Raw genomic sequence first — 13486 nt, forward strand, 5'->3', positions numbered from 1 at the left:
GTGCCAAAACAAGAAATGTCGAAAACAACCCCATGCACAGTAGAAACGGGGTGAGGGCACGTTGCCCGGTGGGTGGGGCTAACGACTTGCCGCGTCGGGGTAAATCGACGGGACGGGGCAATCAGCCGGCAGAACCCGGCCAGCGCGACGATCTGCGCCTGATGGCGACCGGAACGACATCGTCGTTTGGCGCGCCTCGGCACCCCGCATCGTCATTGCGCTCGCAATGACGATGGATGGAGTTGGGCTCAGCCGACCAACAAGGCCGTTTGACTCGTCGGGTAAAACAGGAGCAGAATGCAATAATCGTATAATCCGAAATTAATCGGCGCCGATCCCCGGAGGCGCCGATGAGCTTCGATCCCGATGAAGTTCAGGAATGTTATCAGGACGAAATGAACTCTGCGTACAGATCGGCGATGCGCTGTGTGACCGGACCGGGCTGCCCCCGTCCGATTGTTCTGCCGTCGACCTGAGCCACTGGCGTGATTCCACCCAGGGTACCGGTCACGAATGCTTCCGTCGCATTGTACACTTCGGCCAGGGTGAAGTCGTGCTCGCGGACCACACCGCCGTCCCGACCGTAGAGGGAGATCACCTTCTGACGCGTGATGCCTTTGAAGTTGAAGCGGCCCGTGGAGGTCCACAATTCGCCACCCTTCACGATGAAAAAGTTGGTGGAATTGCAGCTTGCGACAAACCCATGTGGGTCGAGCATGAGCGCCTCATCCGCGCCAGCGTTGATTGCCTGAATAAGCGCTTGGATGAAGTTGAGCCGGCTATGCGAGTTGAGCCGCAGGTCAAAAACGTCGGGCCCACTGCAGCGAATGGCTGACGTGAAGAGACTCAAGCCCTTGGTCTTCGATTCCGGCTTAGGTGTCTTGTACTCAGCTACGATCACGATCGTCGGCTGACCCAGCGCAAAGCGCGGATCCTGGTTGGGAGTTTTCTTTCGACCGCGGGTAACCATCAGCCGCGCATGCGCACCGTCGGTCATGCCGTTGTTTTTGAACGTTGACCAAATGGCATCAACCATTTGATCCCGTGTCAGGCCGATGTCGAGCTCGATTGCACGTGCTCCCTCGTATAGGCGATCCAAATGATCGTTCAGCGCGACAATCTTCCCCTTAACCAGGCGAATTCCTTCCCAGACGCCATCGCCAAGGACAAAGCCGGCATCGAAAACCGATACTTTCGCCTCGTCTCTTTTATGAAACTGACCGTTGACGAAGATCATGACGTTGTCGTTGCGATCATCGTCGATGTAGCCCTGCGAGCTGGTTTTGCTTGAAGTCGATGTTGTCATTCTGGAGGGCCTCCCGGATACTTCCGCCACGCGCCTAGAAGGAAAATTCTGTAAAACGGCTCAGGAAAGCGCGCGTGCGTTCCTGCTTCGGATGCTTCAGCACTTCGTCAGGCGTCCCCACTTCATGGAACACGCCATCGGCGAGGAAGATCACCTTTGTCGCGTAGTGATACGCAAATCCGAGTTCGTGAGTGACGAGTAGCATTGTGCGCCCCTCGTCGGCGAGCGCACGGATCACTCGCAGGACCTCGCCAACAAGCTCCGGATCGAGCGATGACGTTGGTTCGTCGAATAGCAGAATCTCGGGCATCATCGCCAGCGCACGCGCGATGGCAACGCGCTGCTGCTGCCCACCCGAAAGACGGCCCGGATAGGCATCAACCTTGTCCGCAAGACCGACCTTTTGAAGCTCTTTCAGCGCGCATTCACGCGCCTCCTGCTTCTTCATCTTCTTGACCGTCACCAGGCCTTCCATGACATTTTCGAGCACGGTCATGTGCGGGAACAGATTGAACTGCTGGAACACCATGCCAACGCGCTCGCGAACGGCACAGAGTTCGCCTTCGGGATAGAGCCTGTCGTCGGGATTGCCCCTGACAGGCCTTCCAAGAGTTTTGCCGTCCAGTTCTATCGTCCCCGAGGTTGGGCTCTCCATGAAGTTGAGACAGCGCAAGAGCGTACTCTTTCCAGAACCGCTGCCTCCAATGATCGCAATGCGCTCGCCGGGCTCCACAGCAAAATCGATCCCACGCAGGACGTGCAGGTCACCAAACCGCTTCTGCAAATTCGTCACGCGAAGGATCGTTTCAGACATTGCACCGTTTCCAGGACTGGTCATCAGCTGTTGCTCGCCATGCGACGCTCAAGCTTCATTGAAAGATAGCTGCCGGGGTAGATCATCAAGAAATAGATCAAGGCGACGGTGGTGAGGATTTCCAGGGGACGGTAGTACGTCGAGCTGAGCAGCCGGCCCTGATACATGAGCTCGTGAACCGAGAGAACTGAGGCGAGGGACGACATCTTCGCCACCTCGATGGCGCGGTTCGTAAAGGCCGGGAGCATTCTCTTGAACACTTGCGGCAGTATGACCCTCCGCAACACAGCAGTCGGCCGCATCCCGAGCGCCTTCGCGCCCTCCCACTGGCCTGCTGCAATCGACTGGATTCCACCGCGAAAAATCTCGGCGGAATAGGCCGAGGTATTGAGGCTCAGTCCCAGGAGAGCGGCGATAAATGGCGAAAGTTGAACGCCGACGATGATCGGAAACGCATAGAAGAACCAAATGAGCTGGATCAGCACCGGAGTATCGCGGAACAGTTCGATATACAGAAGGCTCGGAACACGTATGAACGGGGTTTTTGAAAGTCTGCACAACGCCAAGAGGAGGCCGAGAGCGAGACCAGCGGCGATGCTCGGCACCCAGAGCTGTATCGTGACAAGCAATCCTCGAAGGAGCACCGGCAGGCTCTGCAAGATGAGCGCAAAATCGAAATGATAGTTCATGATCGCTGCCTCACCGCCGATAGGCGGTCATGTGAGCTTCGGCGACGCGCGCGAGGGTGCTCGCGAAAACCAGCAGAACGACGTACATCAGTGCGATCGTGGTATAGACCTCGAGCGGACGAAAGGTCTCGCTGTTGACCAGCATCGCTTGGTACATCAGGTCGGCGTAAGCCAGCGTAGAGGCGAGTGCGGTCGTCTTGGTAAGCTCGAAGGAGCGCTCGACAAACGGCGGAAACACTCGCGTCAGGGCTTGTGGTAGGACTACGCGGCGCATGAGCTGCGATTGCTTCATGCCAAGCGCTTTTGCGCCTTCCCACTGCCCGCGCTCAACGGAAACAATTCCGCCCCGAAACACTTCCGCATAGAAGGCACCCGATTGCGTGGAAAGCGCAAGGATCGCAGCAATGAAAGGATCGAGGCTGATATTTGCAATCACGGGAAGCGCATAGAAGAACCAAAAGAAGTGAACGATAGGCGGCGTGTTGCGATAGAACTCGATCAGGATCGTGGCCGGATATGATAAAGCTCGCTTCGGCGAGAGCTTCAAGAACGCAAGCGCCAATCCGATCACGACGCCAAATACGATCGAGATAACCGCGATCTCGACCGTGTTGATAAGGCCTTCAACAAGCAGATCTGAACGCGCCAGTACGGGGGCGAAATCCCATAAATAGGTCATAGTCCCTTGACCCTCATTCTCTACGGAAGGGCTCTGGCGAGAATGCCGACCGAACCCCGTCGCCTTGCAAGACCTGACGAAATACGAGGCGCAGGCGCCGTCTCAACGTCTCTCGAAAGCCGATTACCATGCTTCTTTTATGAGCCCCGGAATTCCGGTCGCGTCGATGTTCTTCGACTTGAGATAAGTGGCGAACAGCTGGTTGGGGACGCCGGCTTTATAAAGCTCGGCAAACTGAGTGTTGACCCAGTCTCGGAACGCCGTGCTCTGCTCCTTGCGCAAACCTGCGCTGGTCGCCACCGGAGTAACAGGCTCCGGCAAAATCACCTTGCCGAGCTTGAGCCGCGCGTACTGCACCACAAGCGCGGGGTGGAATTGGACGACGACATCGACGCGCTTGGCGGCGAAGGCCGCGATCGCCTCATCGTTGTTTGAAAAGCGACTGATCGCGGCCGACTTGGCCATGGCGGTCACGTTCTTGTCGAGTGAGGTGCCAAGGGTAACGCCGATGCGAGTGCCCGGCTTGTCGATCGTGGTCCACGACGCGAACGGGCCGTTTTCGGGGACCAGCGCGCCCATCGCGTAGTAAAAGAGCGGTGCATCGGGAAAATCGATGGCCTTCCTTCGCTCGTCTGTCGGATCAAGTACGAACATCAAGTCGATCTGGTTTGCTTGCAGCGCGGCGACGGCATTGGCCCATGTCGTCTCGACAGGCACCATTTCCACGCCAAGATTGGCCGCAAGCTTCTCGCCCATGGCAACGCCGATCCCGGTCCATTTCTCGGACAGCGGATCTTTGAAGAACCAAGGCTCCGCCGAGGTTACCCCGATACGCAATTGCTTTCGCGCCTTGACCTGATCCAGTGTCGTAGCGTCCTGTGCGAAGACGGGAATCGAGTCGAAGTTGGCTGCGGCGGCCGTGGCCAGAGCCAGAAAATGTCGCCTGCTGAAATCCATGTTCATTCTCCTTTGAGAGACATTCGGCGGTGACTTTCGATGCCTCTATTCGACCGACTTCGACAGTTCGCGAGCGCGGCTTGCTGCGGCAGCAGTCGTGCCTGCGTCGTTCGCGGCGGAAGGAAGCGACGGCGGTGCGATCGGCTCCTGCACGCGGCTCGCGAGAAAGGCTTCCGTCTGACTCCCGCCGCGCGCCATATGACCGGTGATTTCCTGTCGGAGGTCCTCAAAGTTATCGCCGAGCGCGGTTCTGACGTAGTCATCGTGGCCGTCACGCCTCGGACCACGGATGCCATGCGCCCTGTGATGGGCAGCCCAATACAACTGGAGCCGACCGCGAATGCTTTCCCATGTCTTCAGAAGGATTCGGTGCCCGGCCGCCTCGTAAACAAAACCGTGCAGCTCTAGCTCGGCCGAGATGCTGGCCGCGTCATCCTGTGCGTCGATGCACTGGGTCAGGGCTTCATGACGACGAACCAGACCGTCCCGGAACTGGGCATCCCGGCGCGGCCAGATCTGCTCGAATGCGAATATCTCGAGGTTGACGCGTATCGAATAGATCTCGCGAACGTCCTCGACGGAGAGATCAACGACGTGAGTCCCGGTGTACGGGACCGTCACGAGTAATCCTTCGTCAATTAGCTGACGCATTGCCTCGCGCAGGGGGCCCCTGCTGACGCCGAACTGGCTAGCAAGGTTGGCCTCGATAAGCGGAGAGCCTGGCTCCATGTCGCCGCGCAAGATCGCTTGCCGAAGTCCATCGACGATATGCGCCCGGAAGGTGGATTTCGGGACACGCGCAAACTGGCTGACGCTGCGCGTGTCTCCCCCACCCAAACGAGCTTCTTTCATACCGCGACCCATCTTTTCAGCAGGTGATCGATTGTCAACAATCTTTCATCTGCTGTTTCTTTCGTCAAGTGGAGGCGCCGTCTATTAATTAGGCGATAGGTCCGTGGTTACGAAAGCCAAGCCGTCTCGTGGTCATTATTCTCCGATTGGATTGACGCGTCGCGGAGCGATCGCGTTGCTTGCATCCGTCGCTGCATCCGAAATTCGTCCGACGCCAATCCTTGGAGATGACGATGAGCTTCGATCCCGATGAGATTCAACGCGCGCTGCGCAAGGCCTGGTCGTTGTCGACGGCGAGCCAGTGGACGGCGGACAATCCGGCGGCAGGGCAATGCAACGTCACGTCGCTGTTGATCCACGAACTCTTCGGCGGCGATCTGCTGAAGACGCCTCTGCCGGCCGGCGATCATTTTTACAATCGGATCGGAGGCAACAGTTATGACTTCACGGCAAGCCAGTTCGAGCAGCCGATCGCTTACATGGACATTGCGACAGACCCGGCCGACGCAGAGCAAGGGGCAACAAGAGATCAACTAGCTGAACTCAGAGCGGCATTTCAGGAGCGCCATGCCAGGTCAGGTTAGGTGATGCAGCGCTCCTCGCACCGTTTACTCCGCCGCGCGCCGGTCAATGTTGCCCTGCTTTCCAGTCGCGCTTGATTTTCTTGGCCAGCGACCATTTGTGAACTTCGGTCGGCCCGTCATAGATCCGAAACGCGCGGATCTCGCGGAAAGCCTGCTCGACGATCGTTTCCGTCGAGACCCCCGTGCCTCCCATCACCTGGACGCAGCGATCGGCGACGCGCATGAGAGCTTCCGACACGGCAACCTTCGCCATGGAGCTCTCGCTGGTCCCGAGCGAGCCGGAGTCGAGCACGTCTGCGCACCAGTCGATCATCAGCTCCGATTGCTTGAGATCGATCAGGTTCTCCGCCAACATGAAGCCGACGCCTTCGTGGTCGACCAGCGGTTTTCCGAACGCCTGGCGGCGGCAGGCATAGTCGGTGGCAATTTCATTGGCGCGTATCGCGAGGCCCAGCCAGCGCATGCAATGCGACAAGCGCGCGGGGCTCAGGCGAATCTGCGCATATTTGAAACCATCGCCGGAGGCGCCGAGCATCTGGTCGGCAGGCACGCGAAGGTTTTCGATGTCGATCTCGGCATGTCCGCCGGGCATCGAACTGTCGATCGTATCCAGCACGCGCAGCGTGCGGATCGCAGGGTTCGGCAGATCGACGAGGAACATGCAGGCGCCGTCGTCCGACTTCGCCATGACGATCCCGACCTTTGCGCCTTCGGCGCCAGTGATGAACTTCTTTCGCCCGTTGATGACCCAGTGATTGCCGTCGAGACGGCATGTCGTCTGCATCATCGACGGATCGGATCCGGCTCCGCCCGTATCCGCAGGCTCGGTCATGAAGAACGCCGAGCGCGCCTTGCCCGACACCAGCGGCTCGAGGAATCGCGCCTTCTGCTCACTGCTTCCGACCTTGCCCAACAGGTACATATTGCCTTCATCGGGCGCCATGGTGTTGCACGCCAGTGGCCCGAGCGGCGAGAGGCCGGATTTGATCAAGGCCTTTGCGGTCTCGCGCTGCGTGAGATGGGATCCGTCACTGAGAATATGCGGCGTCAGGACGCCGGCCTTGCGTGCCTTGGCGCGCAGCTCCTGCACGAGTTCGTCGCTCGGGCCGTGCGGACCTGTCCGCGGATCCTTCTCGTAGGGAATGACTTCGTTGCGGATGAACGCTTCGATCTTCGCGACAAGGCTGTCGTCTTGATGGGACATAAGGACGGAAACTCCGGTCGACCTCCGCCTCGGCGGAGTGCTGGCTTTCGATCACTTGCGCTCGACCACGGCGCTCGCAGGTGATTGCGGCGATCGATCAAAGTGACGGAGTTCGTTATATAGACGGGTGGGTCGGATTTGAGCAACAGCGGGAGCTCTGTCGGATGACGAAAGCCACGATCCGTCGGCTCTGCGACCGCTCCAGAAGCGGACGTCCAATGAAGGGGCCTTCCTATCTGCTTAGGGCCAGGAGCGGACATTTGCTGCATGCACGCACACATTTTATAAACGGATGCTTGCTACTTGCCTATTCTGAATTGTTTGGGTATCCGCCGTGCGTCCAAGCGTTGGAAGAAATCCGACCCCACATGCAGGGATCGAGGCGTGAGGGCTCACATGAAGGTAATATTAGTCATTTTTCTCATGGGCTGGGGCGGAGCGGCTTTAACCTCTGCGACCGCTGGAGAGCTGCGGTGTCCGACCCAACAGCAAATTCCACAAGCATCGTTTAGTGTCGGCAGTCGAGAGTGGACTTTTCAGCCAAGTGTGGGACTTCGTCACGTGACGGTGATGCACGGCGACGGGGTAAGAGGTTCCAGCTCGGTTACTTGCGGACGAGGAATTGGTGACTATTCGACCTCAACTCGTGCAAATTGCCGGTTCGTGAAAGACCAGAATTCGAAGATTAAAGCGTTGCGTTTCGATCATGGTCTACTTGAAGAATGCGAAATTCCAAATGTCCCTCCGCCCGGCGTTACGAATTCCCCGGGTACATCGGGCTGGCTACACGATACCAACGACAGCTACTGCGTAGTCGTGTGTGACGACTGAGTTGGGAGACGTTGAGCTACGTCGCGAAATGCGCTGATCGTCCGCTATGGGTCCAGGCTGTGTGAAAACCGTTCTCACACAGTCTGGGTCAAAAGCCTGCCATCGAGCATCATGCCACGACCGGTCTGCTGAGGGCCAAAAAGCGGCCCACCGCCCCGGAGCGCCAGGATGTCGGCGACGGGTCAACAGCGGCCCATATGCGGTATCGAATCTGCCGAACTACACTTGCACTTCCGCCTTCGCATCCGGGCTATGTTGGCCCAGCCGTGGCTCCGTCCTCGCCAATAGCCGTTCAATGTTGGCACGATGGCGAACGATCACGTAGATGCCGCCTGCGATCACCAGCAACCGATAGGGCATCGGGTGCTCGAAACCGCAGACGAGAACGATGGCCGTCAACGCCGCGAGGATCGAGCCAAGGGAAACAATCCGGGTCATGGCCAGCACGACGCCAAAGACGGCCGCGGCACCCAGTCCCACCGGCCATGACATCGCGAGCAGCACGCCCAGTCCGGTCGCTGCGGATTTGCCGCCTGTAAAGTTTAACCAGATCGAGCGGCCATGCCCGAACAGCACGGCAACTCCTGCCAGACAGACCGTCCATGGCACCCAGACTTGCAGTTCAAGCGCGGTCGGTGGCGTCGAGGAAAGCGCCAGAGGGAGCCAGGGACAGAACCAGCGGGCGACAACGATGGCAGCGACGCCCTTCAGCACATCGGTGATGAGCACCGCCAATGCGGGCCATTTGCCAAGCGTCCGCAAGACATTCGTTGCCCCGGTGGACCTGGAGCCGTGCTCTCGAATATCGATACCCCCAAGCAGTTTTCCTGCCAGATAGCCCGTGGGCGTGGAACCCAGGAGATAGGCGATCACCAAGCCAAACGCGCTCGCCGTCCAGAAAGTCATGGGTCGATGTCCAGTGTTGGTACTCGGTATTTTACCGCTGACTTTGCCTGACCGCCATGGCGTTCGAAGCCTCAGCACGCGAGGCGGCAAGAATGTTGACGGGATGGAAAAGGTCAGAAGAATATCGAAGGATTAGGGAGCAACGCATGGCAATAGTCTTCATCACCGGTAGCACGGATGGTCTCGGCCGGGCGGCGGCGCAATCTCTGCTCGATAAGGGACACCGCGTGGTGCTGCATGCGCGATCGACGGATCGTGCCGCCGCGGTCGATGAGTTCGCATCACAGGCGGCGGGGATTGTGGTCGGCGATCTCAGAAGCGCCGTCGAGACAAAGGACATCGCAAACCAGGTCAACGCGATCGGATGCATGGATGCGATCATCCACAACGCTGGCGTTTACACCGAGCGGAGTCGCGGCTCGACGCCGGAAGGCCATGCCGGCGCGCTGGCGATCAACACGCTTGCGCCGTACATGCTGACGGCCCTGATCGAGCGGCCGGCGCGGCTGGTGTATCTCAGCAGTGGCCTTCATCGCGGCGGAGAGGGATCATTGCGCGACCTCGATTGGACGAAGCGGAGCTGGGATGCGGCAAAAGCCTATGCCGAGAGCAAGCTGCATGCGGTCGCGCTCGCTTCCGCGTTGGCGCGGCGCTGGCCGCACATTTTGAGCAACGCCGTCGATCCGGGGTGGGTGCGCACCAAAATGGGCGGTGCGGGTGCGCCGGTGGATCTGGACACTGGACAGCGAACACAGAGCTGGCTTGCCGTGAGCGAGGAGCCGGTCGCGATGGTCAGCGGCCGCTACTGGCATCACCTCCAGCAGGAGCAGCCGGCCGCGGAGGCGATCGATCCGAAATTCCAAGACGAGCTCATCAACAGATTGGGCGAGCTGACGGGCGTCAAGCTTCCGGCGGCCTAGCCTGCGGCTTACACCAACCTGACAGGGCCCAAAAAGGCCGGTCAGCGCCGCCTTTTTGCTGGCTGAAATCGCGCGGATGGTGGAAGAGAGCGAAGATACGGCGCGAGCCGTATGAAGATTTGACAGCCTTGCGGACATGCGATGCGCCTTCTGATCGTCGAGGACAATGCCGAGCTGTCGCGGCTCGTCGCGAGCGGCCTGTCGTCGGCCGGGTACCAGAGCGACATCGTCGGCAGCGCCGCTGAAGCGCGCGAAGCGGTCAGCAGCGTCAGCTATGCCGCGATGATCCTCGACCTCGGCCTGCCCGACGGCGACGGCCTGTCGGTGCTGCGCGAGTTGCGCCGGCAGATGGAGCCGCTGCCGGTGCTGGTGCTGACCGCGCGCGGCGGTTTGCAGGACCGCGTCAGCGGCCTGCGCAGCGGCGCCGACGACTATCTCGCAAAACCGTTCGCGATGGAGGAGCTGGTGGCGCGGCTGGAGGCGATTTTGCGCCGGCCGGGCCAGTTGCTGGGGCGCTCGCTGCGCCTCGCCAACCTCATCTACGACACCGAGAGCCGCCAGATCTTCGTCGACGACCAGCCGCGGATCATTTCTGCGCGCGAGACCTCGGTGCTGGAGATCCTGCTGCGACGGCAGGGGCGGGTGGTGCCGAAGAAGAACGTCGAGGATCACATCTTCGGCCTCGAAGGCGAGGTCGCCTCCAACGCCGTCGAGGTCTACGTCTCGCGGCTGCGCAAGCAGCTCACCGAGCACGGCGCCAAGGTCGTGATCCACACCATTCGCGGCGTCGGCTATCTCATGGCCGAGGAGAAATAGCGTGGCCCAAGTTGGATTTCGCGCCGGGGCATTCGCCAGGCCGACGTTCAAATCGCTGATCTCGCGCATCGTGTTCATGCACATCGTCGCAGTCGCGGTGGTCGCGATCTTCCTGCCGCTGGTGCTGTTCTGGCTGTTGAACTCGGAGGTCGACCAACTGCATCGGGAGGCCATGCGGGCCCAGGCCGAGGTGCTCGCCGAGCGCATCGTTCCGCAGGTGGACGGTACGTTGACGTTCAATCTGCCCGACAGTCTCAGGGGCCTCTACTCGGACGCTTACGGCCGTTACCAGTACGACATTCGCGATGCCGAGGGCCGGTTGCTGTTCTCCTCGCATCGGCTGACTGGGGCGGCCGCATCGGCTCCGCGGTTGTCCGAGACCATTTCCGGCGCCGGCGTCACCCGGATCATCGAAGGCAAGACGGTGCGCATCCAGGTCGCCGAAGATCTGGCGCATCGTGACGTCATCATCGACGATATCATCTCGAACTTCTTCCGGCGGGTGGGGTGGATCACCATCCCGATCATGCTGATCCTGCTCGCCATCGACATCATCATCTTCCGCCGCGCGATCGCGCCGCTGTGGAAGGCCTCGGAGGAGGCCAGCAATATCGGCCCGGCGCGCACCCACATCCGCCTGCCGACCGAACAGATCCCGCGCGAGATCATGCCGCTCGTCACCGCGGTGAACCAGGCGCTCGACCGCCTCGAGGACGGCTTTCGGGTGCAGCGGCAGTTCACGGCGGATGCCGCGCATCAATTGCGCACGCCACTGACCATCCTGCGCACGCGGATCGAGACGCTTGGCGACGGTGCCGCAAGAGAGACATTGCATGCCGACATCGAGGGTATGAGCCGCATCGTCGCCCAGCTGCTGGAGATCGCCGAGCTCGACACGCTGGTGCTCGATCCCGGCGAGACGGCCGATCTGCGCGCCGTCTGCACCGAGGTGGTTGGTTCGATCGCGCCGTTCGCGCTGGCCCAGCACAAGGACATCGCGCTCAAGGGCGCTGATGCGCCGGTGATGATCCACGGCAATTCCGAGATGCTCCAGCGCGCGATCTTCAACCTTGCCGAAAACGCTATCAAATTCACCGCGAAGGACACCTCGGTCGACGTCGAGGTGGGCAACGACGGCTCGGTGCGCGTGCGCGATTGCGGCCCGGGCATCACGGAGGCCGAGCGCGAACTGATCTTCCAGCGCTTCTGGCGCCGCGACCGCCAGCGCAGCGACGGCGCGGGCCTCGGGCTTTCGATCGTGCGCGGCGTCGCGGACGATCACGCCGCGACGGTGGCGGTGGAGAATCTTCCGGGCGGCGGCGCGGAGTTCACGCTGCGGTTTCGGCTGGCGGAGGGAGCTTCTTTTCCCTCTCCCCTTGTGGGAGAGGGTGGCTCGCCGCGATAGCGGCGAGACGGGTGAGGGGTTCTCTCCGCGCGTTCATCTCGCACAATTGAGTTCGCCGATAGATACCCCTCATCCGGCGCTTTCGCGCCACCTTCCCCCACAAGGGGGGAAGGAAGTGAGGAAGCCGCTATTTCAGCTTGCCGTTGGACAAATCCATGATCATGCGGGTGGCCAGATAAAGCCGCGGCACGATGGTGTCGAGCTTCACATACTCCGCATCGTTGGAGTGCGCGCCGAAGCCTGACAGGCCCATGCCTTCGACCACAGCGCCGTTGGTCTTGAGCGCCGCAAACGCAGCGTCGGTGCCGCCGCCGGTTGCCTTCTCGTCGACCTTGAGAGGCAGTCCGATCTCCCCATAGATCGTCTTGCCATAGGCGGCCACGCGGCGCGAGGCGTCGTTGGCCTCGAGCGGCGGACGGCGCACCTCGAATTTCAACGCCACTTTGGAATCGGGCAGCAGGCGATTCTTGATCTTGTCCTGCAGCGCCTTCTCCAGCTCGTCGAAATCGGCGACCTTGAGCGCGCGCGCATCGGCCTGCGCGGTGGCTTCGGCAGGGATCACGTTGCGATTGGTGCCGGCCTTGGAGACCGTCCAGTTCAGCTTCAGGCCCTGTTCCGGCCTGGACAGGTCCTTCATCTGCAGCACCTGGTGCGAGAGCTCGTAGAGCGCATTGATGCCGCCCTCGGGCCTCGCGCCCGCATGCGAAGACTTGCCGATCACCGTGAGATAGGCCGAGCCGATGCCGCTGGTGGCGAGCCGCAGCGTGCCGTCGGTGCCGCCGCCCTCGAACGAGAACACCACATCCTGATCGGAAGCGAATTTGGTGATGGTGCTGCGCCAGCCGGGCGAGGAGATTTCCTCGTCGCCATTGGTGAGCACCGTGAGCGTGCCGTAATCGCTGAAGTTCAGCTTCTGCAGCAACGCCACGGTATGGAGAATGAGCGCGACGCCCTGTTTGTCGTCGGCAATGCCGAGGCCGTAGGCCTTGTCGCCGTCGACGCGGAACGGCTGGTCCTTCAGCATGCCCTTCAGGTACACCGTGTCCATGTGGGCGATCAGCATGATCTTCTTGCTGCCTGTGCCCTTGAATGTGGCGTGCACGGCCGGACCGATCTTCTCGGGCGTGTCGTCGAGGCGATAGATATCGGTGGGTTGAAGGATCTCGACCGTGCCGCCGATCTGCTTGAGCTGGCCGGCAACGCGCTCGGCGATCTGGTTCAAGCCTTCGACATCCTTGCTGCCGGATTCGATGCTGACGAGATCGCGCAGTGTGTCGAGCAGCGGCTGCTGCTCCTTTTGCGCCAGCGCGTGGACATCGGCCATGACATTCGCACTGGGCTCGGCATGCACGATTGTTGCGGCACTTGCCAGCCAGAGCGAGGCGATCAACGGAGCGACGAGTAACGGAGCAGAGTGCAATCGAGGCATGCGGCAGTCCATAGGCTGGAGGATGGCCCGGTATGCCTGTGTTTCCGACGCTTGTCACCCGGGCCGGCGCGCGCATCATGTTCCGCTTGGACGG

13 protein-coding genes are annotated in these 13486 nt (G+C 60.7%); 4 read left to right on the forward strand and 9 right to left on the reverse strand.

All coding sequences use genetic code 11. The annotated features are described in order from the left end of the window. Positions 1-385 precede the first annotated feature (385 nt). The 6 genes from BMW89_RS09140 to BMW89_RS09165 form a co-directional block, all read right to left on the reverse strand. On the reverse strand, positions 386-1306 hold the full coding sequence (locus BMW89_RS09140) for an aminotransferase class IV (RefSeq protein ID WP_092024827.1): 921 nt from the start codon (positions 1304-1306) through the stop codon (positions 386-388). A gap of 34 nt (positions 1307-1340) precedes the next feature. Then, positions 1341-2120, reverse strand: a complete 780-nt coding sequence (locus tag BMW89_RS09145; RefSeq protein WP_092026223.1) for an amino acid ABC transporter ATP-binding protein — start codon at positions 2118-2120, stop codon at positions 1341-1343. Positions 2121-2143: 23 nt separating this feature from the next. Then, the gene (locus BMW89_RS09150; protein ID WP_092024829.1) at positions 2144-2809 is read right to left on the reverse strand and encodes an amino acid ABC transporter permease; all 666 of its coding nucleotides are present in this window, start codon (positions 2807-2809) and stop codon (positions 2144-2146) included. 10 nt (positions 2810-2819) lie between these two features. Then, positions 2820-3488 carry an amino acid ABC transporter permease gene (locus BMW89_RS09155; RefSeq protein WP_092024831.1) on the reverse strand — a complete coding sequence of 223 codons (669 nt, stop codon included), beginning with the start codon at positions 3486-3488 and terminating at the stop codon, positions 2820-2822. 123 nt (positions 3489-3611) lie between these two features. Continuing rightward, complete coding sequence (locus BMW89_RS09160) at positions 3612-4445, reverse strand: transporter substrate-binding domain-containing protein (protein ID WP_092026225.1); 834 nt, start codon at positions 4443-4445, stop codon at positions 3612-3614. Between the two features lie 45 nt (positions 4446-4490). Next, a complete protein-coding gene (locus tag BMW89_RS09165; protein ID WP_092024832.1) occupies positions 4491-5297 on the reverse strand; it encodes a GntR family transcriptional regulator in 807 nt (268 codons plus the stop codon). A gap of 233 nt (positions 5298-5530) precedes the next feature. Between BMW89_RS09165 and BMW89_RS09170 the strand changes: the two genes are divergently transcribed. Then, positions 5531-5881, forward strand: a complete 351-nt coding sequence (locus tag BMW89_RS09170; protein ID WP_092026228.1) for a YunG family protein — start codon at positions 5531-5533, stop codon at positions 5879-5881. Positions 5882-5924: 43 nt separating this feature from the next. On the opposite strand, the gene BMW89_RS09175 is transcribed toward BMW89_RS09170, so the two are convergent. Both BMW89_RS09175 and plsY read right to left on the reverse strand, forming a co-directional pair. Next, a complete protein-coding gene (locus BMW89_RS09175; RefSeq protein ID WP_092024834.1) occupies positions 5925-7085 on the reverse strand; it encodes an acyl-CoA dehydrogenase family protein in 1161 nt (386 codons plus the stop codon). A gap of 1050 nt (positions 7086-8135) precedes the next feature. Continuing rightward, the gene (gene plsY / locus BMW89_RS09180; protein WP_092024836.1) at positions 8136-8822 is read right to left on the reverse strand and encodes a glycerol-3-phosphate 1-O-acyltransferase PlsY; all 687 of its coding nucleotides are present in this window, start codon (positions 8820-8822) and stop codon (positions 8136-8138) included. A 146-nt stretch (positions 8823-8968) separates the two neighbouring features. Here plsY and BMW89_RS09185 point away from each other — a divergent pair, with 146 nt between their 5' ends. From BMW89_RS09185 to BMW89_RS09195, 3 genes are all read left to right on the forward strand, one after another. Next, positions 8969-9742 carry an SDR family NAD(P)-dependent oxidoreductase gene (locus BMW89_RS09185; protein ID WP_092024838.1) on the forward strand — a complete coding sequence of 258 codons (774 nt, stop codon included), beginning with the start codon at positions 8969-8971 and terminating at the stop codon, positions 9740-9742. 141 nt (positions 9743-9883) lie between these two features. Next, positions 9884-10558 (forward strand): response regulator transcription factor, encoded by a 675-nt coding sequence (locus BMW89_RS09190; protein WP_092024840.1) that lies wholly within the window; start codon positions 9884-9886, stop codon positions 10556-10558. Between the two features lie 76 nt (positions 10559-10634). Continuing rightward, positions 10635-11963 carry a sensor histidine kinase gene (locus tag BMW89_RS09195; protein ID WP_502686387.1) on the forward strand — a complete coding sequence of 443 codons (1329 nt, stop codon included), beginning with the start codon at positions 10635-10637 and terminating at the stop codon, positions 11961-11963. Positions 11964-12090: 127 nt separating this feature from the next. Here BMW89_RS09195 and BMW89_RS09200 read toward each other — a convergent pair whose 3' ends face one another. After that, on the reverse strand, positions 12091-13392 hold the full coding sequence (locus BMW89_RS09200) for a M20/M25/M40 family metallo-hydrolase (protein ID WP_092026230.1): 1302 nt from the start codon (positions 13390-13392) through the stop codon (positions 12091-12093). Positions 13393-13486: the final 94 nt, after the last annotated feature.

Origin of the sequence: Bradyrhizobium sp. OK095 (assembly GCF_900109945.1) — a bacterium.
Lineage (GTDB): Bacteria > Pseudomonadota > Alphaproteobacteria > Rhizobiales > Xanthobacteraceae > Bradyrhizobium.

Bases quoted from the DNA above. Each gene is read 5' to 3' on its own strand.
- BMW89_RS09190 (WP_092024840.1), top strand. From the start codon at position 9,884: ATGCGCCTTCTGATCGTCGAGGACAATGCCGAGCTGTCGCGGCTCGTC.
- BMW89_RS09150 (WP_092024829.1), bottom strand. From the start codon at position 2,809: ATGAACTATCATTTCGATTTTGCGCTCATCTTGCAGAGCCTGCCGGTG.
- BMW89_RS09175 (WP_092024834.1), bottom strand. From the start codon at position 7,085: ATGTCCCATCAAGACGACAGCCTTGTCGCGAAGATCGAAGCGTTCATC.
- BMW89_RS09165 (WP_092024832.1), bottom strand. From the start codon at position 5,297: ATGAAAGAAGCTCGTTTGGGTGGGGGAGACACGCGCAGCGTCAGCCAG.
- BMW89_RS09185 (WP_092024838.1), top strand. From the start codon at position 8,969: ATGGCAATAGTCTTCATCACCGGTAGCACGGATGGTCTCGGCCGGGCG.
- BMW89_RS09140 (WP_092024827.1), bottom strand. From the start codon at position 1,306: ATGACAACATCGACTTCAAGCAAAACCAGCTCGCAGGGCTACATCGAC.
- BMW89_RS09145 (WP_092026223.1), bottom strand. From the start codon at position 2,120: ATGTCTGAAACGATCCTTCGCGTGACGAATTTGCAGAAGCGGTTTGGT.
- BMW89_RS09195 (WP_502686387.1), top strand. From the start codon at position 10,635: ATGCACATCGTCGCAGTCGCGGTGGTCGCGATCTTCCTGCCGCTGGTG.
- plsY (WP_092024836.1), bottom strand. From the start codon at position 8,822: ATGACTTTCTGGACGGCGAGCGCGTTTGGCTTGGTGATCGCCTATCTC.
- BMW89_RS09160 (WP_092026225.1), bottom strand. From the start codon at position 4,445: ATGGATTTCAGCAGGCGACATTTTCTGGCTCTGGCCACGGCCGCCGCA.
- BMW89_RS09170 (WP_092026228.1), top strand. From the start codon at position 5,531: ATGAGCTTCGATCCCGATGAGATTCAACGCGCGCTGCGCAAGGCCTGG.
- BMW89_RS09200 (WP_092026230.1), bottom strand. From the start codon at position 13,392: ATGCCTCGATTGCACTCTGCTCCGTTACTCGTCGCTCCGTTGATCGCC.
- BMW89_RS09155 (WP_092024831.1), bottom strand. From the start codon at position 3,488: ATGACCTATTTATGGGATTTCGCCCCCGTACTGGCGCGTTCAGATCTG.